At 48.2% G+C, this 25,833-nt stretch carries 15 protein-coding genes; 4 read left to right on the top strand and 11 right to left on the bottom strand.

The features are described 5' to 3' along the window. Nucleotides 1–5: 5 nt before the first annotated feature. The 3 genes from MJB10_RS08710 to MJB10_RS08700 form a co-directional block, all read right to left on the bottom strand. Nucleotides 6–947 (bottom strand): carbohydrate ABC transporter permease, encoded by a 942-nt coding sequence (locus MJB10_RS08710; protein ID WP_314803574.1) that lies wholly within the window; start codon nucleotides 945–947, stop codon nucleotides 6–8. 11 nt (nucleotides 948–958) lie between these two features. Continuing rightward, on the bottom strand, nucleotides 959–1,861 hold the full coding sequence (locus tag MJB10_RS08705) for an ABC transporter permease (protein ID WP_314803571.1): 903 nt from the start codon (nucleotides 1,859–1,861) through the stop codon (nucleotides 959–961). Nucleotides 1,862–2,041: 180 nt separating this feature from the next. Then, entirely contained in the window at nucleotides 2,042–3,484 is a 1,443-nt protein-coding gene (locus MJB10_RS08700) for an ABC transporter substrate-binding protein (protein WP_314803568.1), read from the bottom strand. A gap of 59 nt (nucleotides 3,485–3,543) precedes the next feature. On the opposite strand from MJB10_RS08700, the gene MJB10_RS08695 reads away from it, so the two are divergent. Further along, nucleotides 3,544–5,406 carry a sensor histidine kinase gene (locus tag MJB10_RS08695; RefSeq protein WP_314803566.1) on the top strand — a complete coding sequence of 621 codons (1,863 nt, stop codon included), beginning with the start codon at nucleotides 3,544–3,546 and terminating at the stop codon, nucleotides 5,404–5,406. Between the two features lie 12 nt (nucleotides 5,407–5,418). Next, nucleotides 5,419–7,038, top strand: a complete 1,620-nt coding sequence (locus MJB10_RS08690; RefSeq protein ID WP_314803565.1) for a response regulator transcription factor — start codon at nucleotides 5,419–5,421, stop codon at nucleotides 7,036–7,038. Nucleotides 7,039–7,316: 278 nt separating this feature from the next. Here the strand turns inward: MJB10_RS08690 and MJB10_RS08685 are convergent, their stop codons facing one another. The 4 genes from MJB10_RS08685 to MJB10_RS08670 form a co-directional block, all read right to left on the bottom strand. Next, nucleotides 7,317–10,604: a carbohydrate binding domain-containing protein gene (locus MJB10_RS08685; RefSeq protein ID WP_314803563.1), complete on the bottom strand. Its 3,288-nt coding sequence runs from the start codon at nucleotides 10,602–10,604 to the stop codon at nucleotides 7,317–7,319. 98 nt (nucleotides 10,605–10,702) lie between these two features. Further along, entirely contained in the window at nucleotides 10,703–12,406 is a 1,704-nt protein-coding gene (locus tag MJB10_RS08680) for a type 2 periplasmic-binding domain-containing protein (protein WP_314803561.1), read from the bottom strand. 118 nt (nucleotides 12,407–12,524) lie between these two features. Beyond that, the gene (locus MJB10_RS08675) at nucleotides 12,525–13,394 is read right to left on the bottom strand and encodes a carbohydrate ABC transporter permease (RefSeq protein ID WP_314803560.1); all 870 of its coding nucleotides are present in this window, start codon (nucleotides 13,392–13,394) and stop codon (nucleotides 12,525–12,527) included. A gap of 11 nt (nucleotides 13,395–13,405) precedes the next feature. Continuing rightward, nucleotides 13,406–14,296, bottom strand: coding sequence for an ABC transporter permease (locus MJB10_RS08670; RefSeq protein WP_314803558.1), 891 nt, complete (start codon nucleotides 14,294–14,296; stop codon nucleotides 13,406–13,408). Nucleotides 14,297–14,492: 196 nt separating this feature from the next. Between MJB10_RS08670 and MJB10_RS08665 the strand changes: the two genes are divergently transcribed. Together MJB10_RS08665 and MJB10_RS08660 are read left to right on the top strand one after the other, a co-directional pair. Next, nucleotides 14,493–16,229, top strand: a complete 1,737-nt coding sequence (locus MJB10_RS08665; protein WP_314803556.1) for a sensor histidine kinase — start codon at nucleotides 14,493–14,495, stop codon at nucleotides 16,227–16,229. Between the two features lie 16 nt (nucleotides 16,230–16,245). Then, nucleotides 16,246–17,883, top strand: coding sequence for a response regulator transcription factor (locus MJB10_RS08660; RefSeq protein ID WP_314803554.1), 1,638 nt, complete (start codon nucleotides 16,246–16,248; stop codon nucleotides 17,881–17,883). A gap of 89 nt (nucleotides 17,884–17,972) precedes the next feature. On the opposite strand, the gene MJB10_RS08655 is transcribed toward MJB10_RS08660, so the two are convergent. The 4 genes from MJB10_RS08655 to MJB10_RS08640 all read right to left on the bottom strand — a co-directional run bounded on the left by MJB10_RS08655 (nucleotide 17,973) and on the right by MJB10_RS08640 (nucleotide 25,819). After that, a complete protein-coding gene (locus MJB10_RS08655; protein ID WP_314803552.1) occupies nucleotides 17,973–19,016 on the bottom strand; it encodes a glycoside hydrolase family 130 protein in 1,044 nt (347 codons plus the stop codon). Between the two features lie 150 nt (nucleotides 19,017–19,166). Continuing rightward, nucleotides 19,167–20,573: a carbohydrate binding domain-containing protein gene (locus MJB10_RS08650; RefSeq protein ID WP_314803551.1), complete on the bottom strand. Its 1,407-nt coding sequence runs from the start codon at nucleotides 20,571–20,573 to the stop codon at nucleotides 19,167–19,169. A gap of 11 nt (nucleotides 20,574–20,584) precedes the next feature. Continuing rightward, entirely contained in the window at nucleotides 20,585–22,504 is a 1,920-nt protein-coding gene (locus MJB10_RS08645; RefSeq protein WP_314803549.1) for a carbohydrate binding domain-containing protein, read from the bottom strand. Between the two features lie 24 nt (nucleotides 22,505–22,528). Further along, entirely contained in the window at nucleotides 22,529–25,819 is a 3,291-nt protein-coding gene (locus tag MJB10_RS08640; protein ID WP_314803547.1) for a carbohydrate binding domain-containing protein, read from the bottom strand. Between the last annotated feature and the right edge of the window lie 14 nt (nucleotides 25,820–25,833).

Genomic DNA, 25,833 nt, shown 5'->3' with positions numbered 1-25,833 from the left:
CATTGTTACCCTTTTACGGAGCCTACAGTTAGGCCCTTAACCAAATAGTTCTGCAAGAACGGATATACCATAATAATAGGACCAATGCCTATGACCGCCATGGCCATTTTTGCAGTTTCAGAAGGAAGTGTCTCTTGAACTGCATTAGCAGCCTGAATAGTGGCAGTACCGGAGTTGATATAGTTAAGATCGCTAATGACCTTATACAACAAGTATTGTAAACTTACTAATTTGGGATTGTTAATAAAAATTAATGACGTATACCAATCGTTCCAGAACGCTAACATTTGAAACAGCCCGATTGTAGCAAGTACAGGCAATGACAACGGCAAAATAATTTTGCTATAAATCCTTAATTCGCCCGCACCATCGATTTTGGCTGATTCTATTAGCGCATGCGGTATCGTATTCGTGAAGAAAATTCGCATAATAATGACATTAAACGGAACGACAAGATGTGGAATGATAAGCGCCAAAAGCGTATTTTTCAAACCAGCTTGTGTATAAAGCAAATACCAAGGGACGAGTCCACCACCGAAAAGCATGGTAAAAAAAACAATGAAAGAAAACTGATTTCTATAAGGGAAATCGGGCCGTGACACCGGGTAGGCGAATAGTGATGTGACTAATAAACTCAGGAACGTACCTACCACTGTCACTAGAATAGAAATGCCATAGCCCGTTGTTATTTTATCCAAATCATCAATGAGGAACCTGTAGGCTTCCACGGAAAATACCTCAGGAATAAATCGATATCCATCCCTCAAAATGTTACTTTCCGCAGAAAACGAAACCGAAATGACTAGTAGCAAAGGCAGCACACAGAGTAAGCTGGTAAGTCCCAACAGTGTCACCAAGACGTAATAACTAACGGGTGACATGGCATTGGCGTGATAAATTTTGGATTTTCTCCTTATAACCGCACTCGATTTAACGACTTCTTCCATCATAAATCCCCCTAGAATAACGCATTTTCTTTGCTAACTCGTCTGACGACGAGATTCGTCAACAGCACCAGTACAAAGCCCACCGACGCTTGATAGAAGCCAGCCGCAGCTGACATACCGACATTACCGTTCAATAGGAAATTCCGGTATACGAACGTATCAATAACTTCTGTAGCAGGCAATAGTGAGCCGGAATTGAGCGGCGCCTGATAGAATAGTCCGAAATCAGCATTGAATATTCGGCTAATTTGGAGCAGCACCATGACGATCACAACGGGCGCAAGCATGGGCAGCGTAATATGAAGCATTTGTCTAAACTTGCTAGCGCCATCAATTAAAGCAGCTTCATAATACTCGGTATCAATGGATACGATAGCTGCTAAGTAGACAACAGCAAAGTAACCTACGTGCTTCCAAGTGTTGACGATTGGGAGAATAAAGAACCATGTTTTTACTTCCGCATACCATGAGACGGCATCCATTCCAAAGAATTTCAAAACCGTGGAATTTAAAAATCCAGCTTGACCAAGAATGGCATACAGGATGTAGCTTACAGCTACATACGAGATAAAATAAGGAAAAAGGATTGTGCTCTGAAATGTCCTCTTAAGCTTCATTCCGCGAATTTCGTTCAATCCAATCGCTACCGCAACAGCTCCAAGTGTGTTTAAAACAATAAAAACGGCATTGAAGCCAATCGTATTGCGCGTTGCCGTCCATGCGACATCGGTTTGTACAAGATATTTAAAGTTTTCCCAGCCTACCCAAGGACTGTGCCAAATGCCATCCTGGAAATTATAATTTTTAAAAGCAAGAACAACACCGAACATCGGGATGTAATTATTGAAAATTACAATGGCTAATGCTGGCAGCATCATTAAGAATAAAACTCGGAAACGTATTATATTTCTCATGTGTTCGGAAAGTCTAAGCATATGTATTCTCCACTCCATTCTCTCTTCTGTATATTTACATTCTATCTTTTTACACAATTTTGAAAATAAAGCATCTTAGGATTTATGTAAAAATATTTAGGTGCACATATAAAAAAACGAAGAATGTCGACATGTCACATTCTTCGTTGATTTACTTTGCTATTCTTGTAATGGGTGTTTCATATCGAAAGATTCTTGCATATACCCTTGAATGGAGATAGAGCCCATTTGTATAGCCCCTTGCAGCATAAGGTTTAAACGTTGCGTTTCGGATTGAAGCGTGTCATGGACAGATGCTGTTCCTGAAGCAATTTCTCGATAAGCCTTTAGCCGATTATTCCATCCAAAATGATCCTGATTAAACACAGTTGGGGTGATTGTACTGTCCAAAAGTATCGGCTTTTTCGGATAAAATGACTCCGCATCCGTAGGCTGAAAGTTTCTAAACTTCGACTTCGTTAGTACCAACTCGCTCGGATAGTCTTGTCGAATTCGTGAGGAAACTGGTATCAGGGCCCCCTTTTGATACAACTCCTTAATCACACGTTCCGAATGAAGATACTGCCAGAAGTGAATAGCTGCTGTACTATGCTTGGTCGCACTGTTGATTCCGATGACAGGTTCTGGCACTAACATTAATGCGCCGCTGCTTGCTTTTTGTTCGTCCATAGCGGGTGGCATCGTGACCCCCCAATCCACATTGAGGTTGAGTTCATTCTCCAGTCTATACACATCACTGCTAGATAGCAGCATCATTCCGACATTTCCTTTCGCAAACTGAGTTAACGCGGTGTCGTATTTCATAGTCAGATTCCCGGGGAACATACTTCCGTTCTTATTCATCTCTAGCATCGTTTCCATCCATGGTTCGTAACCCGAGGCATCAAACCTGCCTGCCTTAAAATTAAACACGGAAACGCCGCTATAGGTCAACGGAATCTCCATACTTTGCATGAACCCATACCAATCTTCCGCGAGTGGCCACACAAATCCGTATTTCTGATTGCCAACTTGCTTCTGACTGATGATTGTCGCCATCGATTTCAAATCCGCAAGTGTCTTTGGCGGTCGATTCTCATCCAAGCCTGCAAGCCGAAACAGCTCTTTATTGTAACCAAGCCTAACTGTGCTGAGTCCATAAGGAATCGCATACTTTCTACCATTGAAGCTGCCATAATCTAGCGCCCAGTTGGAATAATCAACTTCTACAGCTTTTGAGATATAGTCAGTAAGGTCTTTGAACCAGTTTTTATACATGTATGTTGTGATCCAATCCGATTGTACAGCAAAGAGATCTGGCCCTTCACCTGACGTCATGAGCATATTTAAGGTTCTCGTGTAATTCTCACGTGGAATTGTTAGCATCTGAACAAACGATTGATCCGGATTGGATTGGTTATACCGATCTATTAATTTCTTCATTTCCGCATCCGAGCCAAAAGACGTGAATGAGAACGTAATAACCTCTTTCGATCGTTCACTCTCGGGTTGTACAGCTAGCGTTCTTGTCGCGATTGTACTCCGAAAAAGTTGGACGCCTGCGATCATTAAACTCGCAATGAGCAAGATCCCTGCAACGAAGAACCATTTTTTTTGTTTCATTTCCAAACTCCTTCCCTTACAATGGGGATATCTAAGCCATGAAGAAAGGAGATTGCATCATGTGGGCACGTCCCCTTAAGCAGCTTTTCCTTAATAATATCAGCATTAAAAACAGACTGCTCATCTATTTTTTATCACTCGTCCTCATTCCATCAACGATCATTGTTACCTCTTTGTATCATCAGTCAAGTTCAACCATCTCTGAAAATATGACCGATTCCATTGATCGAAGTATGCGTATGATGGAACTTAACATTCTGGAGACATTAGAACAAATTGATGATATTACAACGAAGATATATACAAGCAATACCTTGCAAGGCATTCTTTCTAGTGATCGCCCTGGCGATGATATCGGGATTATTAATGAAATGACGCAGTTAACTACGCTGCTTGACAGCTATAGCTTATCGAACCAAGGTCGTACTAAATTTACACTCAATTTATTCCTCATGAATCGGCCGGAATATCACCTATTCCCCTTTATCCCGCATGTATATAGTGTGGAATCTGTTCAGAACCTAGAATGGTATCAATCTATGCCCTATAAGACCCGATTTAAAGTGCTCGGCCTATACCAAGAGGACAGTAAATCTGGCATCCTTCCCATGTATTACATACGAACGGCGAAACAGCTCTATGAACTTGATAATTTCGCGGTACCTTATGCCGGAATGATTACAGCTGATGTGAATATTACAGATTTCGGTAAAAACTTGGATAATTTAAAGCCATCTCCACATAGTGAAGTGTATATTCTAAATGCAGCAGGCGAAGTTATGATTGGAAATCGCATAGATGAGGTCAATCAGCCATTCATTGTCTCTGATCTGTTCAAGGATAACCCCACCGAAGAAAAACAAGATTTCCAAGCACAATTCCGATCCTTCCATGGGGAACAAACGCTCATTGCTAGTAAGTTCATACCCCTGTTAAACTGGAAAATTGTAACCGTTTCACCGCTCAGGGATTTGAACGGCAAGCTTCTTTCATTTAGGAACGTTATGATCATAGTCATTCTCATTAGTATGGTGATGGCTCTCATCCTTGCCCTATTCCTATCTAACAATATTACGAACCCCATTCGTAAGTTTGTACGCGCGATCAATACAACGGACTCTGAATTGTTCAATGTTTCGATCAATTATAAACGAAATGATGAGTTCTTATATTTATTCCAGCGTTTTAACAAAATGATCCGACAAATGAAAGAACTGGTTGATCAGCTCTATGTGTCAGAAGTCAAGAAGAAGAAGGCGGAGTTGGAAGCTTTGCAGGCTCAGATTAACCCTCATTTTTTATATAATACATTAGATTCAATTAACTGGATGGCTCTCAAAAAAAAGGTACCGGAAATCAGTTTAATGGTCACCTCTTTGTCCGATTTTTTCCGATTATCGCTGAATAAAGGTCGGTCCATCATCTTATTGGAAGATGAGTTAAATCAAGCACAGGCCTATCTAACCATTCAACAAATCAGGTTGAGTAACAAACTAACATTTGCCATAGAGGCCCCTTCTCATTACTTACAATTTGTAACCGTTAAGTTAATCCTTCAGCCATTAATTGAAAATGCAATCATTCACGGGTTTAATGCTAGTAAAGGACGTGGTCATTTAGTGATTAACGTATCCTTAGAACAGGAAATCGTAACGTTGCGTATTTCAGACAACGGCAGCGGCTCTGAGGCAGAGGTTCTTAAAATGCAAGAGTTGCTTAACGGTACTGGGGGAGACACAGCCTCATTCGGTATACGTAATGTTCATACACGAATTCAACAATGGTTCGGCGAACAATATGGTTTACAGTATGAAGCCAATCTCGATCAAGGACTTACAGCCATTATTCGTATTCCTGCTAGGAAAACAGCAGACGGATTATCGAATGATCACCTATTAGATCATAGTGAGAACAAGCAATGAGGAGGAATTGGCATGATTACGATGGTTATTGCTGACGATGAGGAATTAATACGCGACGGTCTCCATTCCATTGTGGATTGGTCTGAATTTGGCATTGAGGTCATTGGTTTAGCCGAAGATGGACAGGAAGCTTATGATTTATGTATGAGACTCAAACCGGATATCCTCTGCACTGACATACGGATGCCAATTATGGATGGTCTTGAACTATCACAGAAGCTGCGAGATGAGGGAATGACAGCGAAAATCGTAATTATTAGCGGTATTCAGGACTTTCATTATGCCAAAACAGCACTAAGCATGCATGCCGAAGCTTACGTATTGAAGCCTGTTAAGCTCCATGAATTAACCGAAGTCTTTGGGCAGGTAGCAAACAAAATTACCAGAGAACGCGACAGTGAGGCTATGAACACGAAGCTCCATCAGCAGCTGCAAGATAGTATTCCAGCACTGCGTGAAAAGCTTCTCATCCAGCTGCTATCGCGTTATTACACTCATGAGAATGACATTTACGACAAGATTGCCTATTACCAAATCCCTCTATCTAAAGGGGAATATGCCGCTATTGGCATCCTGCAAATCGATGATTTTGAGAAAGCGATTCAACACTACAGTGAAGAAAATAAGCAGCTATTATTTTTTGCCATTCATAATGTTGTTGCAGAGATTCTAACAAACGCCGCTTGTGGGTTTGCTTTTACAAATACCATGGAAAATGAGCTTATCCTTATTTTCAACGAAAAATCACTTATCGGACACAAATATATGGATCTCGCTGAGGAAATGATTCGATGCATTCGCCAGTATGTGAAAGTTTCAGCATCCATCGGCATTGGCTCATCGGTAAGCTCTGTTCTTCAGCTTAGTTACTCTTATCAAGAAGCCAAGGAAGCTCTCCAGCACACCTTCTTCACAGGAACAGAATCCGTCGTTACCATTGGTGATATTGAACATAATAACACGGAGTCCAAGCTTCACTTGCAGCTTTATGAGCTTGAAAAACAACTGATTCAGCAGCTGAAGCTTGGCGATTCTCAAGGTGTAACGGTCTTGCTCAACAAACTATTTGATGAAGTGATTCTCCCAAACAGTGCCCAGGTCGAGCAAGTCTACTTCCACGCAGCAGAGCTCGTTTTCCAATTGGCACGCCCACTTCATGAAACGGAAGAATCCTTTGAATCTATTCTAGGCAAATCTTCTATTGAGATTATACAGATCATTCAGAATACTAAGGACATTGGCAGTCTCCGTAGCTTTATGACAAGCATGATTGAAGATATCGCACGCTACATGCAGAATAAACATAATAGCAAAAGCCAAAAGGTTATCTCACGCATCAAACAGTATATCGACCAAAACTATATGAACAATATTACGATCCAATTACTAGCCGAGGAAGTCTTTCTCAGCCCAACCTATATGTGTCAAATCTTCAAGCAAGAGACTGGTGAGACTATTATCGAGTATCTAACGAAAGTACGTATCGATAAGGCGAAGGAGCTATTAAAATCACCAGATTTAAAAATCTTTGTGATTGCTGAGATGGTTGGTTTCGAAAATGCGACCTATTTCACGAGCGTATTCAAGAAAATTACCGGATTAATTCCCGGGAAATATAGAGAAAGTCTTTGAGATGTGCGGATCGTTGAATTCTGCATATTTTCAAAATTTATCTCCCTATGTACTGCACAATATTCAAATATAATGGTAGTAGGTTAACCATCCATCATCCTTATTTCTAAAGAAGGTGCACCCTTTGGAAATTGACACTTTTGCATTCTTTTATCCACATCTCATTCATGTCTTCCATCGGAATGAGGATTATTGGTTTAACCCCCAATAAAAATAGATGACCCCTGATTCAATACAGGAATCATCTATAATCGGCTGCTTACTCTTTTTTCAATTAATCAATTCTTCAACAAGCTCACATCGTCAATAAACAAGTTGTCGGTTGAAGCTGTCGTCTCGACCAGAAGCGTCGCGCTCGTTAAGGTTCCGGTCCAAGTGACCGACTGCAAGCCGCTGATTCGGTTCCAGACGGTACTCGCCAGGCCGGTTGCGCGAATGTAGCGGGTTCCTGAGCCATCTACGAGCTTAAGCGTAACCGATGCGGTGTCGGTGGCGGACTCCAGCTTGACGGCGGCGGATAACGTGTACGTGCCCTGCCCCTTGTTCGTCAGAATAGTTGTCACATCTTGTGCTGGAGCGGTCCATGTATTCGTTCGCCCATATAGCTTCAGTGCCTTCATCCCGCGATACACCGTCGGATCGATCGACAGATTGCCAACCCATCCGGTAACGGCCAGATCGAATTCGTTGTTCGTCAGGAGCTGACGGGGAATCGCCGACTTCGTGAGCTTCACTTCGTCGACATAGAGGTCTGCGGTTGAGCTCGCGGTCGTCACCATGAAGTACGCTTGCTGCAGTCCGTTCAGGGCAGGGATCGTCTGCGTTCCGGAAACGCTCTTCCAGGAAGTATCGCCACTTAGCTGAACGTCTTGGTAATAATTCGTCCCGTTGATGTCAACGATCTTGATTCGGCCATAGATCGTATCTGTTCCTGAGGCAAGCCTTGCCGAGAAGCTTAATTGATAATCACCGCTGCCATACGTCGCTAGCATATTGGTGATATCCTGCATGGGACCGTACCAGTTCGCTGTTCTTCCCGTTGTTACAAGCTCTTGATCACCGTCCTTCCTGTAGGACCGTTTCGACGGACTCGACGAGAACCAATATTGCTGCGAATTCGATTCGAAGGTGGAATCGAGCGTCGCTGCCGCTTGACTCTTTGAGAGGTAGACGTCGTCCGCATAGAAGTCCACGTTCGTGTTCGTTGTCTCGAGGTATACCTTGGCGGAACTCAAGGTTCCGGTCCATGTCAGCGACGGGCTTCCGGATAGCTGTGTCCAACCTGTACTGAGCGCGCCAAAGAAAATGGTAGACGTGTGTGTGCCCCCGCTATCCGTCCATTTTACATAAAGCTTGCCGGTGTCCGTTCCGGATACGAGCCGCACCCACGCGCTTAGTGTATACGTTCCCTGACCAAATTCCGTCAACCGCGCCGTTACATCTTGTTGAAGCGAATCGGTCGCGCCGGCTCGGCCAGTAAGTCGCAGCATATAATTTCCGGAATGCGTCGAATTGGCGGCTGCAGAGACTGTACCCGCAGAAGGGAACCACTTGTTTGATCCCTCATTCATTGCCCCGTTTTGGACCAGATTGATCGATCCGGTGCTTTTCACGGAAGCACTATCAACATCGAAGGAGTTTGTCGTCGATGTGGTTTGAATAAAGAAAGAAGCACTCTGAAGCGTACCGCTCCATACGATATCGAGCGTATCTCCCACGGATGTCCAGCTCGTATCCACGTTCTTGTTCGTAAAAATAACCTTCGTTCCAGTGCTGTCCACCAGTTGCACACCTAGCTTTACTGTATCGCTTCCGCTCAACATTCTCACTTGGCTGCTGACAGTGTATTGTCCCTTACCGTTGTCGAGTAAGCCTTGCTTAATGTCCTGACTGATGCCGTCCGTCACTGCAGTCCTTGACTTCACCTTGGCGCCATATCCGCTGTTAAAGGCAGGATTATCGAGAACAAACGTCCCGGTACCCGTGCCGCTGCCTTGTATATACCAATTACTAGAACCATTCTCGAAGGAGTTGTTGGTGAGAAGCTCTGAGTTGCTGTTCAAGTACAGAATATATGTTTTGTGATCATAGGCTTGGGGGTAATTGATCGAAACCGTAGAACCGCTGATCGTCAGGTCGGAGCCGGCATCTATCGTTGGCTCCATATATTCGTTCACCCGTACTGCCTTCGCCACGGACTCCCCGGCATTCAGCGTCACCGTTCCGGTTGAGTCAAGGAAATGAACATACAGCATATTCGTCTCCGGTCTTCTCGTGTAGATGACATGAGGATCTGCATGGCTCTTGGTGCTATTGTAAGTCAACGTGCTGAGATTCCAGGAGCGGCTTGCAAGGGGCACCTGATTGACATTGTCCCAGTTCGCAAGGACGCGCGTCAGCTTGCCGGAATCATCGAGATTCGGAATATTCCCCTTGAAGCCTGGAGGACCGGGACGGCCAAACCAGTTCATGAAGCGGCCGTTTATTGCAGCTTTGCCGAGCAGAGGCAGCCCGTATGACACGTACCCTTGCGCATCAGGTACAAAATCAGGGGACGACACGCCTACATCCTCCAAACTAAGAATGCCGGAGGACGTCACTTGCGGGTTCAGGAAATCGTCCGTAATCGCTTCGCTAGTCAAGAAGTCGCCCATGAGCGTCTTCTTGTCCGTGCTCGAATAGCTGCTGGCATTGACGTTAGCCATCCAATCGGTCATGACGCGATAAGGCTCAAACCAGTACTTCATGCTGCGGGTCGGGTACTGGGCGCTCAGATCGTTCTTCAGCTTGATCAGGAAGCGCTCCCAGCCTTCCTTCAACGTCGTATATTGATGGGTGATGGAATCGTGGAGCAGCGTGGTCCCGCCAGTCATCGGGTTGTAGTTCGCTTCCTTGTCGTGATCGGGTACGTCAATCGAGATGCCGGCGAACAGGAAATCGTCGTCGGCGCTCTCGGTCTGCGAGATGACGGTCTTCATTCGATTGACCAGATTGTCAATGACCCATTGCTGTTGAAAGTCATAGAACGCCTCAAACTCAATAGATCCCCAACGATAGCCCATCAAATTTTGCGGGAATGGTTTCAAGGTATCTGTAACCGCATACCACTTTAAATATTCCGTCTTTAAATATGACCAAAGAGCGTTGTCATTCTGCTGAAGCTCGTCTAACTCGTCGATCCGGATACTGCGAGACGCCTCCGGCCAGTTGGCGAACGTAGCAGGGTATTTGACCTTGTAGTTGGCCAGTTGCTGGGCCGTAAGCGAGTAGTTCAGAAGCGGCCTTATATTTTTGTGGGGATCGTTGTAGTAGAACCTCAAGCCCTTCTTGTAAGTCGACGCCGCATTTTTGTAATACTGATCGAGGAATACATACTTGAAACCCATCGACTGCGCGTAGCGCAACTCCTGCTCGCCGATCTGCCACCAGCCGAGGCCATGGACATTGCGATACTCTGAGGAGAGCGACTGATACGGAACTGCGAATGCTTGGGTTGTAACCCCAACAAGTAGAGAAAGTGAGCACGTAATAAGCGATCCGATCCGGGCCAGCTTCTTCCAATTCATGAATAATCCCCCTTCAAGCTTAAAATAGAGATAAAAAAAGAAGCGGCAGGTCCAGTTGTCCCCCTTATGGGATTTGCTCTTCACCTGCCGTTACTTGCTTACTTCCCTGTCGAAGCCTTATACCAAGCGTTGACTTCTTCCGTAATCTTGTCGCCGCCCATCGACTTCCAATTCTTCACAAATGTGTCGAATGCGTCGATCGGCTCTTTACCGTAGACGATCTTGAGGAACGTCTCGCTCTCCATCTTCACAAGCGATTCCCATTTGGACTTCATTGTCTCCGTCTGCGGACCGTTGAACAGATTTTGAATGGAGGCCGATTTCTGATCCAAAGTGACCTTAGCCGCGTTCCATTCGTATACCGTCTTCGGACTTTTCCGATCCGCTTCTGGTACACCAGCGAATGTGTTGATTTCGTACGGAGTAGTTGGCTGCTCACCGTTATAGAATTTAAGTTGTGTCTTCAGTTCCAAATAAGGATCTTGGAACAACTGGTTGCCGATATAATACTTGAAGGAGGATGCCTTTAACTTATCAGGGAAATCTGCTTCAACAAAGCTAGCCTTGCCATCCTTCATGATGTAATCGTAGCCTTCGAAGCCGCCGTTCTCAAACTCGCTGCCCTTGGCTGGATCGCCAATCTCGTACATCTTGTTAATGTATAGGAAGAACGCCTCTACATTTTTGAAATCCTTATTGATCAAGAACGCTCCGTTCGTAGCCGTAGTGCCGTGTCTGCCCGCCTTGCCGGATGGACCAGCCGGAATCGGAATCGGCTTGGCAACGGCGGCCGGATTGTTCTTGTTCAGATTCCCCCGGATTGATCCGCCAGCAAACACAGGACCTGCGGTGATACCCGCCTTTTCATTGCGGAAAGGATCTTCGGACTTACCGACGTCGATCATGCCCACGTCTTGTGCAATGTACCCCTTCTTAAACCAATCCGCAAGACGCGCAAGTGCTTGTTTCGTCTCCGGCTGGATGGAGCCGTATTCAAGCTTGTCGCCTTTCCACTTATTCCAGAAGTGCGGCATCACGCCGTAACCGCCGAATACCCAGCTTAAATCTCCGCGCCACTGCGCAAACGGCATGAGTGGATCCTTGATGCTTGCCGCTAGTGGAGCGCCGATCGCTCCCTTGCCGAAGTCGGTCTTCAACATCGCATCCATGACCTTCTCCAACTCGTCGAAGTTCTTCGGTTCAGGCAGATTTATCTTCTGCAGCCAGTCGGTGCGAATCCACAAGACCGGGTCGTTCTGTTGAGCCCGGGTCAGCATCGGTAGGCCATAATTTTTGCCACCCTTCATGACCTGGGACCAGTTGCTCGGATCCTGATTGTAAATCTCCTTCACCTTCGGCGATGCGTACTTATCGAAAGCCGCTTTAATATCCATCATAGCGCCAGAATCAATAAGGTCGCTAATCAACTGCACGTTTTTACCATCAATGTAGGTCACGTCCGGCAGCTTGTTGTTTGCCGCCATATCCAAGCGAAGTTTCGTCGCAAACTGATCGTCCGACGTCACCCAGTTGTACTTGATGTCGATCCCCAGTTTATCTTTGACCCACTTGGTGTGAACGTTGTTCTCAAGCGACTCCCCATTCTTAAACTTGAACGTCGAATTGATGGCTCCTACCGTCGTCATGGTAATCGGCGGATCGAATTTCCCTTTACTGAAACCGTTGTCTGCTTTCACTCCGGTTGGTGAAGCCGTCGCTCCTCCCTCCTTCGTGCTGCATGCCGTGATCGTCATAGTCGCCGCCATGAGCAAGACGGTAGCCTTTAAAAATGAACGCTTCATAGATTCTGCCCCTCTCATTGTTTTGGATCAAGCTACTACTTCATCGTAATTGAGTTGTAACCGAATTCATAGAGTACTATTTTAAGCTAGCTTGACTAATTTCAAGTTTGTTTGCGCTCTATCCCTTCACCGCGCCAAGAACCATCCCCTTCACAAAATACCGTTGAAGGAACGGATAAACTAACAGGATTGGGGCCGTGCCGACAAATAGCTTTGCCGCCTTCAGGGTGCGCTCCGTCAGCATCATCGCTTCCTCCGCAGTCATATGTTGGCTGGGATCTGGCGCTTTGACCAACGTTTGCAACAGCGTACTCATTGGCCACTGCTCCTTCTTCAGATATATCAAAGCATCAAACCAAGCATTCCAGTGTGTAATGGTGATAAAAAGCACGATGGTCGCGATTGAGGGCATTGAGACCGGTACATAAATACGGAACAAGGTGGCGTAGTGGCCAGCGCCGTCAATCAGACTTGCTTCTTCCAATTCCTTAGGAATGCCCCGGAAGAAGTTCAACATGAGAATCATATTATAAATGCCTAGCGCGTTGGGCAGTACAATCGCCCAGATTGTATTCATGAGGTGAAGCTTCTGAATAACGATGTAGGTCGGAATCAAGCCTCCACTGAACAGCATCGTAAAGACAAAGAACCAAGCCAGAGGCTTACCGCCCTTCAGTTTTTCCATTTTGGAAAGCGGGTAAGCCGTCAGAACTGTAACAATAATACCGATGCTGACTCCGAGTACAATGCGGAGCAACGAGTTGATGAAAGATCCGACGAAATCGGAGTCGGCGAATGTTCTTTTATACGAATCGATTGTGAATTCGACCGGCCAGAACGTAACCTTGTTGGCATCGACCGCTAACCCGCTGCTGAACGAAATCGCCAGCACGTGAATTAAGGGAAGAATGCAGGCGATGGAGATAATGCTCAGGAACACAATATTGGCAACGTTAAAGATACGATAGCCTGTTGATTTGTAATACATGGATACCCCTCCTAGAAAATTCGGTAGTTGGCCAAACGTTTGGCCAGAAAATACGCTAAGGCGATCATGACGAAGCCTACTCCTGATTTAAACAGTCCGACTGCGGTTGCAAGACCGAATTGGCTGCTGAGCAAACCGACCCGATAAACGAACGTATCGATGATGTCCCCTTTTTCATAAACGAGGGGGTTATACAAGTTGAAGATCTGATCGAAGCCTGCATTCAGAATTGAGCCCATGGCCAGTGTGCCAATCACCACAATGATGGGAACGATTGCCGGAAGGGTTACCGTTAGCGTCTGCTGCCAGCGGTTTGCTCCATCTACCTCTGCTGCCTCATATAAGGAAGGATCGACGTTCGAGAGCGCCGCAAGGAAGATGATCGTCGAGAAGCCAAACTCCTTCCAGTTCTCCGTCACCACGACAATGGCACGGAACCAATCGCCGTCAGCTAGAAACAGATAAGGCTGAAGCCCCAGCAGTGGCATGAGAAGTTTGTTAATCACTCCCTGCGAAGACAGCATATCCGTAATAATTCCCCCCAGAATAACCCAGGACAGGAAATGCGGCAAATATACGAGCGTTTGTACCGTTCGTTTAAATGCCACCTTGCGAATTTCATTCAGCAGCAGGGCAAACAGCACGGGAACCGCAAGATTGACGATAATTTTCATGCACGCAATGATGAAGGTATTCCAGATGACCTGAAGCGCATCCGGCCGAGTAAATGCCGTCCTGAAATGGTCGAGACCTACCCAAGGCGATCTGCTGAACCCGAGCCACGGTTTATAGTCCTGAAAGGCAATCACGAGACCGGCCATCGGCAGATAGTGAAACACGATGGTAAGGATAATACCGGGAACGAGCATCCCGTACAGCGCCAAATTTGTTTTAATTCTCATCACACTCATCTCCTATTTGTAAATCTCTCAACTGGCTTCTTATCCCGACTATACTATATCCGATCCCTCCCCTTATAGAGTAAGGATTCAAGATAGGCTATCTTATTTCAATGAAATCGCCTCTTGTATTTACAGCCCCTTGGAATTCGTTTAGCATGAGAGAACAAGCTACAACTCGCAGCCAGGAGGGATTTTTTTGCTGGAGAAATTTAACGGGCTTAGCACCTTCGCCAAAATTAATGTTATTTTGCTCGTCATGCTCACACCGCTGGTGTTACTGAACTATTATTCCAACCATACCGGGAATAAGGTGGTGCGAGGTGAGATTCTCCGCTCAAGCGAGACGAATTTGGCACTGCTGACAAATCAAATCGACCATATGGCCGATCAAATTTCGGTTTTTGCCCTGACGATGATTCGCGACAGCAGCGTTCGCACGTACCGCAATCAACAAGAGCTGCAGCAGCCTTATGATAAGCTCCATTTAATGTCAACTATTAATGAGAAGTTGCAATTGAACGGCTCTTCTTTACTGTGGAATAATCAGATTTCCATTTATTTCCCATCTTCTAAAGAGGTCGTTTCGACTACTGGAGGGGTCCTCTACGATGAGCAATTTATTCAAAACAACTTTTCCCCTTCATGGACGTACCTCCCGAGCGATTACCGCTATGGGCAGCCATACTTTATTCGCCATCTGGCCGACCCCATGTATGTTCGCAATCAGCCGATTAGGGACTATCAAGTTATTACGGAAGCGAGCTTCACCAGCTATAATCTTGTGAAAATGCTGGATGAATTCAAGACCAAAGGCAATGTGCATGACCCCTTCCTGTTCAAGCCTGGTTACAAACCAATTTTGAGCAACACCTCGGATACCGGAATGATTGCTGAGCTAGAGCAGCATTTGCCCGAGTGGCAGCTCCAAAACTCTGGCAGCGAAACGATTAGGGTCGGTAAGGGCAGTTTTCTCATCACCTATAAGCTCTCGGAGACACTTGGCTGGTACATGGTCGACTACGTTCCTCTTAGCGAGGCTCTCGCTCCGATGGAGCGCTCGAGCCGTATTTTCATCGGTTCAGTCGTGATTCTGATTGCACTCGGACTGACGCTGTCTTACTTCATCTATCGTCACGTTCAAGCTCCAATCATGCTTCTCGTAAGCAGCGCTCGTGCGATTGCGAGAGGGGATTTCACCTCCAAGGTTACGTATCACAGCAAGAATGAGTTTTATTTTCTCATCTCCCAATTCAATCATATGGCTTCGCATATTAAGGAATTAATTGAGACCGTATATCAGTCGAGGATACATCTCCAAGAAGCTTCCTTAAAGCAGCTGCAATCTCAAATCGATCCTCATTTCCTTTACAACAGTCTTAACTTCATCCAATACAGTGCACGCAGTGGAGACGAGGAGGCGATTATCTCCATGGCTCTTCATTTGGGAGACTACTACCGGGCCGCAACCCGGCTGGAGCAGCCGCTCACCACGCTGGACGAGGAATTGAAGCTCATTCGCAGCTATCTGGAGATCCATAAACTGCGCATGCACGGTATGCAGTATTCGATCGAATTGGAATCTACATTGGGACAGCTGGAGGTACCGCGTTTGATCGTCCAGCCACTTGTCGAGAATGCGATTGTTCACGGCATCTCCAAACGCAATCACCCGGGCGAGATTCGGATCGTCGCTGAACAAACCGAATCCGGATATCGGATATCCGTAGAGGATAATGGTCCTGGACTTTCCAAGGCAGAACGAGCAGAGCTCCTCGGCAGAATTATGAATTCAGACAACGAGCACAATATGTGCGGGTTGTGGAATGTAGCTCAGCGGCTGGTACTGCATTACGGGGAAGCTGCGAGCGTCGCGATAGAAGAGTCGGAATTAGGCGGGTTCAAAATCTCTCTCCACTGGCCGGCAACCAAATAGAAGGAGGATGGCACACATGGCACAATTATTACTTGTCGATGATGAGCGAGTAGTCGTGAATACACTGGCGGACTCGCTGCCTTGGGAGGAGCTCGGCATCAGCCATATTTATCGCGCGTATTCGGGACAAGAAGCATTGCAGTTGCTCGCCACGCATTCGATCGATGTTGTCCTTACGGATATCAGAATGCCTGAAATGAGCGGTCTTGAGCTGATCCAGCGCATTCGGGAGCTAAGCGGAAAGACGAAGTGCATCATTCACTCCGGCTATGCGGATTTTGAATATGCGAAGCAGGCGATGTCCTCTCATGTGACGGAATATGTTATTAAGCCAGCACGTGACCTCGAAGTAATGGCGGCCGTAAGGCGGATGCTAGAGGCTCTTAATGAGGAAACAATCGCTCAATATTCTCTGCAAAACCTGACATCTGCGGTGCGCGAGCAAATCCCGCTGATGCGATCGCAATTTGTCATGGAGCTGATCAAGGGAAGGCGGTGGAGCGAGGAGGAGTTTGCCAGCAAGCTGACCATGATGCAGCTCCCGTTCAACGCCAAGGATCAGATGGCGCTGATCGTCATCCGTTTGGAGGAGGGCATCTCGAGCCTCGACGCGCAGAGCATCGCGCTGTACGAATACGCCATCGTGAACATCGCAGAGGAGACCCTCGGGGATCATTTCGATGTGCTAAGCGGACGTGACCCCTACGACTACCTGATTCTGATTGCGAAGCTGAAGGAATCCAAATCCATGGAGCTGAAGGCGCTTGGCGTAAGAGAAAACTCTTACATGTCACTGCTGGAGCAGACCGCAGCCAAATTCCAGGAAAACGTAAAACGTTTTCTGAAAGGGAATATTTCCTTGATCATCAGTACGGACGGTTTGTTCCCATATGATATCCCAGAGCTTCATCAGGAGTCGATATCGGCGATCCGACGGAAAGTCGGAAACGATCGGAACATGTTCCTTACACTGCAATCACCGCATACCAGCAAGCCAGTCAAGTCGCTGAAGTCTTTATACGAGACACCTACCTTGATCCAACTGCTCGATATGGGCCAGCATAAGCAATGTCTGGCAAAGCTCGAATCCATTATCGAGGAATTGGAAGAGCTATGGGACGAGTCACAGGAGCATCTGCTCGAAGTGTTCCTTTATCTCGGTTCCGTGTTCACCTACGCCTCCCATCGAAACGGGAGGCTGCTTGAGGAGCTGATCGGGCAAGATTATGAACTGTTCTTTACACGCAAACCCTTCCTCAGCGTACGGCAGTTGAAGGAGTGGGCGTTCAAAGTAACGAATCTGCTGTTCGAAGATTTGAATCGGGAGATGGTTGATGCAAAGACCGCTTGCATTCTACAAATCCAGCAATTCGTGACGGGCAAGCTGTCTGATCCGATCTCACTCCAGGACATCGCCGACCATATCTATATGCACCCGGTTTATTTGTCCAAGATTTTCAAGGACCGAACCGGCGAGAACTTAAGTGATTACATCACTCGGCTCAAAATGGAGAAAGCTGCGTTTCTGCTCAAGCAGACGGAAGAGCGGATTTATCAGATCTCGACGATGCTCGGCTATCAGAGCTCGCCCTATTTTATCCGGATCTTCAAGAAGTTCTATGGCGTGACTCCGCAGGAGTTTCGCGGTTCGTAGGGGAATAAGGGTCCATGAATACCTGCTTCACGCAAAATAAGAGCCCGTAAACAGGCTAAGCTAGCCTGTTACGGGCTCTATCCGTATTTTTACACCAGCGATTCCAAGATCTCGTCCAACGAAAGCTCGGCGTAGGCTATGTAGGTATCGGATGCGCCATAGTAAAGCTTCACCACACCGTCTTCAACCAAGACGCCGCAAGTGAAAACGACATTGCCGAAGAACCCTTCCTTCTCATACGAGGCTTCGGGTTTCATAATCGGATTTTTGCTGCGGGCCAGCACGCGCCATGGCTCTTCAAGATCTAGCAACAGCGCCCCTAGACTATACTCCTGATTCGAGTCTACCCCGTGGTAAATTTCGAGCCAACCTTGCTCTGTGCGGAACGGGACGGCACTGCCGCCTACATGGCCACTGTCCCAGCCATCGACAGCACGACCGATCAAGTGGCGGTGATTGCCCCAAGCATGCAGATCCGGCGATTCCGCCAGCCATATGTCCTTCTTGCCCAGGAAAACAGGGGACGGCCGATGAAGCGCATAGTATTTTCCGTTGATCTTCTCGGGGAAGATCGCGATATCCTTGTTCGTCGGATGGAAAATCACACCATGCCTCTCAAAGGCAACAAAGTCCTTCGTGGAGGCCATATACCCAGTTATACCCATGCGCGATACTGCCGCATAGACAATGTAAAATGTGTCTCCGATCTTCGTAACCCGGGGGTCTTCAATACCGAACTCCTCGTACTCGTTGGCAGGAAACAGGGATGGTTGTTCGGGGATGTCGAAACGAATGCCATCCCGGCTGCGGGCCACACGAAAATGAGACAGGGAGGTCAGGTAGGTCCCCTCTGGTGTTCGAAAAAAACGCGAATCCGAGAAGTCGCATCCCGGCATGGAAGCGTGGAACGACTTCACCTCGACTTCGCCTGTTTGCGGGTTATAGATCGGCGCGTCATGCCTGTCTGCTCTCGAGCCGCGAGGTCGCTCGGCAACTCGGAGTAACAGGATGACCTCCTCTCCAAGTCTGGCTACTCCCGCATTGAATACGCAAACAACTTCAAAGTCACTCCGGGACGGCACAACGTCGCTCGGCTTGATAATTGGATTATCGGTATGTCGTATTGGCGGCATATGTTGGATCCTCCTCTTTCTATGCTTAAGTCTAATTGTACCGTCTGCTCCCGCGTTTGAATATTTGACATTCTTAAGATCGATTGCACTTTCTAAATATAAAATAATTAACCCTCCCCTTCATAATCCTTGAAAAGGAGGGACAACCGATTATTTCGACAAACTTACTTGATCAACATACAAATCCACAGTGGACGTCGTCGTCTGGAAATAAAGCTGGGCGTCAGCTAAATCGGTCGCATTCACCCCTGAGAACGTCCCCTTAATCTCCTGCCATTGGGTGTTCGCCCATGGAATTTGAATATCCTTGTAAATGACGGACCCACCGCTGTAGCTCAGCTTGAGAGTAGCTTTGGCCGCCTCGCTCCCAGAGCCCAACTTCACCCAGCCGGAGAAGATGTAGTCCCCGCTCCCCTTGCTCTGGATGGCGGTCGTCACGGTCTGATTCGGGCTGTGGTACGCTTGCGTACGCCCGCTCATCTTGATCGCTTTGTTACCGCTGAGCGTATTTTCTACAATGGAGATGGCACTGCTGGCGGCTGTCCATCCCGATGTGCCGCTCTCGAAATCTCCATTCGTCACCAATAACCTGCCGATCATCGGCTTGCTCAGGGTAACGTCATCCACATACAAATCGACTGTAGCATTCGTCGTCTCGAAGTAGAGCTGAGCGTTCGTCAAGCCGCTGAAGGGGATCGTCACCTTGCCCGATACGCTCTTCCAAGAGTTCGTTGCGGCCAGCCCAGCAGGGAGACGATAGTAATTCGTTCCGCTGCTATCCACAATCTTGACCACCGCTTGGATCGTATCCGTGCCCGTTCCGACCTTCCCCCAGAAGCCAAGCGTGTATTCGCCTGGTCCGTTATCCTTGATCAGGGCTGTGATGTCCTGCGCCGGGCTGTTCCAGGTGCCGGACCTTCCCGTATGCACGATCCCGGTGTAGCCCCTTGGCAAATAACGACCAACGGACCCGGTTCCGCTCCTCCACCAGTATTGCGCGTTGCCGAATTCGAAGTCCCGATCGGCGAGCGCCTCCGCTCCGTTCTTGTTTAACGTCATACTGTCTATCAGCAAATCTGCGGTCGTGCCGACCGTATCGATGGTAACGTATGCGTCCTGAAGCGTCGACGACCAAGTCAGGTTAACCGTCCCCGTGAAGGCCTTCCATGTCGTATCCGCCGCTAAGGTCGGACCATTCACAACGGTCGTCCCCGAGCTTTGCTGGAGAGACACTGCCGTCTTCACCGTTCCCGTCCCGGACGACAGCCTCACCCAGCCGCAAAGCGTATACGTTCCGGTACCAAGTTCCCGCAGTTTCTTCGGTACGTTGGCGTTAATGGAATGCGTCGCCGCCGTGCGATTGGACTGGCGATAGAAGCCCGACCCGCCTTGGGACGAAATGGACTCGCTTGTTATGGTACCCGTGCCGCTCGTATACCAGGAAGAGGTGCCGTTCTCAAACGTGTTGTTCTTGACCACACTTCCGGACTCTGCACGACTCACTGCAACATGATCCACATAGAAGTCATTCGTGGTGCTTGTTGTCTGAATATACAATTTGGCGTTGCTCAGCGATCCCGTCCATGTGACTGGAGGGTAGCGTAAATGGTGGTCCAATCCGTACCGGTTACGCCGGTCGTATTGAAGTCAACGGTTCCGCTTAAGTCTGTCATCGTCAGGCCGATTTTCACGGTATCGCTTCCAGTACTCATGCGAACCCGGGCCGAGAGCGTATATTGCCCCATTCCCGCTGCGCTGAGGCCGCTGGTAACGTCCTGCGTAATACCGGCTGTGCTGCTTGTGCGACTGGAATCCTTGAGTGCTTTCCCCGTGTACGTATACTTGTCAAGGAGACTGACAGAAGGGCCCGACGGGTACCACCAGCCGCTTCCAGTACCGTTCTCGAAAGAGTTATTCGTTAGGATCTCATTATCGGACGACGTATAGATAATATAGGTTTTACGATCATAGGCTGAGCTCCAATTAATGCTAATCGTGCTTCCTGACACCGTCAAATCAGACGCCCCGCTTACGGTAGGCTCCATAAATTCGTTAACACGCATCACCTTCGCTACGGATTCTCCGGCATTCAGCGTCACCTGTCCGGAGCTATTCAAGAAATTAACATAAATCATGTTAGTACCAGGTCTTCGTGAATAAATGACATTCTGGTCCGCTCGACTCATGGTGCTGGAATACGCTAAAGACACATTATTCCACGATCTGCTTCCAAGCGGTACGCCATTGATGTTATCCCAATTCGCCACAACCTTAGACAACTTCATCATGTCTGGCAGCATGTAAATCGGGTTGTCGTGGGGAGCATTCGATGTCGAGTAAGGATCGGGCCCCGGCCGACCGTACCAGTTGACGAAACGGCCATTTTTTCCCGCCTCACCGATCAGCGGCAATGCATAAGGCACATAGTAGGGGGCTTCTGGGCGAAAATCTGGCGTCGACGATCCAAGATCCTCGCTCGCAAACAGTCCTGTGCTTGTAATTTGCGGATCAATATAATCATACTGAATGGACTCGGCTGCAAGATAATCGCCTGCGATCAGCTTCTTGTCTGCGAGGTTATAGCTTGTTGCATTCACATCGTTCACCCAAGCAATTGGATTATAAGGCTCGAATATATACTTGATTGATCGGCTTGGAAACTGCGTGTTCAGGGCATTCTTTAATTGGCGGAGAAAATCGAACCAACCGTCCTTATAGGTTGCGTACTCATGTGTCTTCCCCCCAGGAACCGGCGTTCCACCGTTCGTAAAGCTATTGTAACTGGCTTCCTCGTAAATTTCCGGAACGTCGATCATCAGGCCCGCAAACAGAAAATTGTTCGCCGTATCATCGTACTGCAGAATTTCGGATTTGGTTTGATTGATCATGAACGTTATGACAGACTGTTGTTGGAAGTCATAGTAAGGCTCAAACGAACCGTTACCCCAATTCAGACCCAGCATGTTCTCGGGAAATTCTTTACTGGAATCGGCAATCGCCATCACATTCTCATATAGCGATTTAATTTCATTATAAACAGCAAGGTTGTAATTCTTAAGCGCTCGTAGCTCCTGTATGTTGACGCCTCGGTTCATCGCCGGCCATTTCTCAAATGTTCCGGGGAATTTGGCTTTCAAATCGAGCAGCGTAGCTGCGCTAAGTGACATGGTGGATACAGGACGCACATTCTTATGAAAATCGTTATAGTACCACTTCAAATTTTTCTTGTAAGGAGAATTTTGTATTTTTTCAACGTATGGTCGATCGAAAAAGACGTACTTTAAGCCCATTGCCTGCGCATAGCGCAACTCCGGTTCCGGCTCCGACCACCAACCGAGCCCGTGGTAATTGCGATATTCCGTATCCATAGATGACTGCCAAGCAACGGCTTCCGCTTTATTGGGCTTGAAGCCGCTAGGTGAGATGCCCAAGAGCAGGCACATGGCCGCTGCTCCGATCACAGTTTGCCTTATCCATTTTTTTATCATTCATTCTGCCTCCTAGAATGTTCGTTACCCCTTCACTAGGCTTACCTGATCGATATACAGATCCGCTGTATTCAGGGTATCGGTCTGGAAATATAGGTCGGCCGCTGTTAGTCCCGATGTGTTCACATTGCTGATCATTCCCGCAAGCTCCTTCCATTCCGTATCCGCTGATACCGTTACCGACTTGTACACCGGTGATCCCGTCCCATACTGCAGCTTAATTGTCACCCTAACCGTATCGGTGCCGGACCCCAACTTCACCCACGACGCCACCTTGTAATTTCCGCTCCCGCTTGCTTGCAGCGTATTCAACACCGACTGATAGGCCCCTTGATAGTTCTGCGTCCTGCCACTGATGCGAAGCGCCTTGTTGCCAAAGTAAACCGAGTCGTACGTGGAGATGCTGCTGCCGTTCGCCGTCATGCCCCCCGTTCCTCCCGTAAAGTCCGAGTAACCGAGCAGCGTGGCGGCAACCGTCGTCTTGGTGAGCGAAACCTGGTCCACATACAGATCGGCTGTCGCCGAGCTGCTCTCGATATACAACTGGCCATACGTCAGGTTGGACCATGTCAAGTTGACGCTTCCCGTCACTTTGCCCCATGCAGTTGTCGCATTCAAGGTCAATGGGAATATTCGGCTTCCGTTCGCATCCACAAGCTTCACCTTCGCCGTCATCGTTGGTGTCCCGCTGTCCACTCTTCCCTCGAAGCTGAGCGTATAGTTCCCTTGTCCGTTCGTAAGCAGCATATCTTGTATGTCCTGAGACGGCCCATGCCAGGTGATGGTGCGTCCCGTATGTTTGAGGAACGTGCGTGGCTCCGTATCATATTTCAAGACAGCGCCCGTGCCGGTCTTCCACCAATACTGGTTCACGCCGAACTCGAAATCCCGGTCCGTCAGCAGCTCATTGCCGCCTAGACTGAGGTCATCTAGCGATAAGTCGTTCGTCGTTGTTGTCGTCTCCACAATGGCATACGCATCCTTCAGCGTCCCCGTCCAACTCAGAGCGATCGTGCCTGACATCGACTTCCACGATGTATCCGCCGAGAACGTCGGGCCGTTTACCTTGTGCCAGCCGGTGTCATCGGTAATGGCCACGGACAGCTTCACATTATCCGTACCTGCCGACATTCGGGACCAGCCGGAGAAGCTGTACGTCCCCATACCGAGCTCGAGCAGCTTCTTATAGATGGTCATGTTAACGGCAGCAGACGCCGATTGCCGTCCAGTCAAGGTCACGTAACCGCTTCCTTGCTTTGGCCCCTCTGCGCCCGCCGCGATAGTTCCAGCGCCGCTGACATACCAGCCTGAGGTTCCACTCTCGAAATCACCGTTACTGACCACGTCTCCTCCCGTATCCTTCTTAACCGTAATTTCATTAATCTGAAAATCGTTCGTCGTCCCCGTCGTCTGGATATAAAACTTCGCATCGGTGAGCGTCCCGCTCCAGGTGACCGGAATCGTCTCGATGAGCGTAGTCCAGCTCGAGCCGACTGGAACGGTCACGCTGCGGTCGACCGTTCCCGCACTGGTCGTAAGCGTGAAGCCCAGCTTCATCGTATCGGACCCAGTCCCCATCTTGACCCTAGCGCTCACGTTATAATTAGCCATTCCTCCTGCTTGAAGGGCGGCCGTCACAACTTGCGTAACGCCTGAGGAAGCGCTCGTTCGGCCCGTTACGTTCAGCGCCTTATTGTCATATGTGCTACCGTCTATGGCCGCTTGCGAACCTCCCGCATATGTCCAGCCCGTGGTCACGCCATCCTCGAAGGAGCCGTTACTTAACAGCTCGTTGCCGACAGACGTGTAAATGATATACGTCTTACGATCATATGCCGAAGCCCAGTTGATGCTGACCGTCGAACCACTGACGCTTAAGTCGGCTGCGCCGCTAACCGTCGGTTCCATGTACTCGTTCACCCTCATGACCTTCACAACCGACTCCCCTGACTGCAACGGGATCGTCCCTGAACTGTTCAGGAAGTGAGCGTAGATCATGTTCGTCCCCGGCCGTCTTGCGGCAATCACATTCTTGTTCGCTACGCTCTTCGAGCTGCTATAGCTGAGCGTCGTCTTGTTCCAGGAGCGTCCGCTAAGCAAGACACCGTTCAGGTTCTCCCAATTCGGAAGAATACGGGCCAGCTTCATCGCATCGGATAACAGCATGATCGAGGCATCGTGGTCTGCCTTCGAGGTCGAATACGGCTCTGGTCCTGGCCTCCCGTACCAATTAAAAAACTTTCCGTTACTAGCAAGTTCTCCAAGCAACGGCAGCGCATAAGGCGTATAATTCAGTTCTGTCGGGTTAAAATCCGGCGTCGAGCTGCCAACGTCCTCGTTAGCCAGCAGGCCCGTACCAGTTATGGCTGGGTTCGTGACGACATCCTGAATGGACTCAGCTGACAGATAATCGCCAAGTATTTTCTTCTTATCCGCACTACTGTAGCTCGTTCCGTTTACGTCATTCACCCAATCCAGGACCCGGTAGGGTTCGAACACGAACTTGATCGAACGTGTCGGATAGCTGGCGATCAGATCGTCTTTGAGCTGCCGCAGAAACTCGAACCAGCCCGCCTTATACGTCGTATTGTTAGCCGGAAGAACGTTGTAATCCGCTTCCTTGTACATCTCCGGCACGTCCTGCATGATGCCGGTGAACAAAAAATTGTTGGCCGGGTCATCGTACGCCGTCACGTCCTCCTTGATCCGATTGATCAGGAACGTGATCACGCTCTGCTTCTGAAAATCGTAAAAAGGCTCATACGCTTCGCTTGACCAACGTAAGCCGAGCAGATTGTCTGGGAATGACTTAGTTGTGTTGGAAATGGTGAAGTAGGTTTCATAGAGGTTCTTTATCTCCATATAGACGGCATTGTTGTAGGACTTCAGGCTGTTGAGCTCCGGAATATTCAGCGCACGTGACATTTCTGGCCAATCCACGAACGTATTCGGGTAGCGGGACTTGAGGTCACTCAGCGTTCCGGCACTCAAGCTCATGGAGGAGAGAGGGCGCACATGCTTGTAAACGTCGTTGTAATACCAATTGAGATTCTTCTTGTAAGGTGAGTTCGAGATCTGCTTCGCTTGACTCTTCTCGAGAAATACATACTTGTACCCCATCGCATGCGCATACCTCAGCTCGTTCTCAGGCTCCTGCCACCAGCCAAGCCCATGGTAGTGCCGATATTCGGCTTCTTCCGTCGGCTGCCAAGTGACGGCATCGGCTTGTTTAGGCTGCAGTACGAACGGTATGACGCCCATAGCCGTAATGCCGACGAGCAGCAAAATGGCGATTCGTTTGGACCATGCTCTCATCTTCTGTCCTCCTT

Source organism: Paenibacillus sp. MBLB1832 (genome assembly GCF_032271945.1).
GTDB classification, from domain to species: domain Bacteria; phylum Bacillota; class Bacilli; order Paenibacillales; family NBRC-103111; genus Paenibacillus_E; species Paenibacillus_E roseopurpureus.
This window is presented reverse-complemented; position numbering and strand designations above follow the sequence as displayed.

Coding starts and splice junctions, on each gene's coding strand:
- MJB10_RS08710 (WP_314803574.1), bottom strand. CDS start 947: ATGGAAGAAGTCGTTAAATCGAGTGCGGTTATAAGGAGAAAATCCAAA.
- MJB10_RS08705 (WP_314803571.1), bottom strand. CDS start 1,861: ATGAGAAATATAATACGTTTCCGAGTTTTATTCTTAATGATGCTGCCA.
- MJB10_RS08700 (WP_314803568.1), bottom strand. CDS start 3,484: ATGAAACAAAAAAAATGGTTCTTCGTTGCAGGGATCTTGCTCATTGCG.
- MJB10_RS08695 (WP_314803566.1), top strand. CDS start 3,544: ATGTGGGCACGTCCCCTTAAGCAGCTTTTCCTTAATAATATCAGCATT.
- MJB10_RS08690 (WP_314803565.1), top strand. CDS start 5,419: ATGATTACGATGGTTATTGCTGACGATGAGGAATTAATACGCGACGGT.
- MJB10_RS08685 (WP_314803563.1), bottom strand. CDS start 10,604: ATGAATTGGAAGAAGCTGGCCCGGATCGGATCGCTTATTACGTGCTCA.
- MJB10_RS08680 (WP_314803561.1), bottom strand. CDS start 12,406: ATGAAGCGTTCATTTTTAAAGGCTACCGTCTTGCTCATGGCGGCGACT.
- MJB10_RS08675 (WP_314803560.1), bottom strand. CDS start 13,394: ATGTATTACAAATCAACAGGCTATCGTATCTTTAACGTTGCCAATATT.
- MJB10_RS08670 (WP_314803558.1), bottom strand. CDS start 14,296: ATGAGAATTAAAACAAATTTGGCGCTGTACGGGATGCTCGTTCCCGGT.
- MJB10_RS08660 (WP_314803554.1), top strand. CDS start 16,246: ATGGCACAATTATTACTTGTCGATGATGAGCGAGTAGTCGTGAATACA.
- MJB10_RS08655 (WP_314803552.1), bottom strand. CDS start 19,016: ATGCCGCCAATACGACATACCGATAATCCAATTATCAAGCCGAGCGAC.
- MJB10_RS08645 (WP_314803549.1), bottom strand. CDS start 22,504: ATGATAAAAAAATGGATAAGGCAAACTGTGATCGGAGCAGCGGCCATG.
- MJB10_RS08640 (WP_314803547.1), bottom strand. CDS start 25,819: ATGAGAGCATGGTCCAAACGAATCGCCATTTTGCTGCTCGTCGGCATT.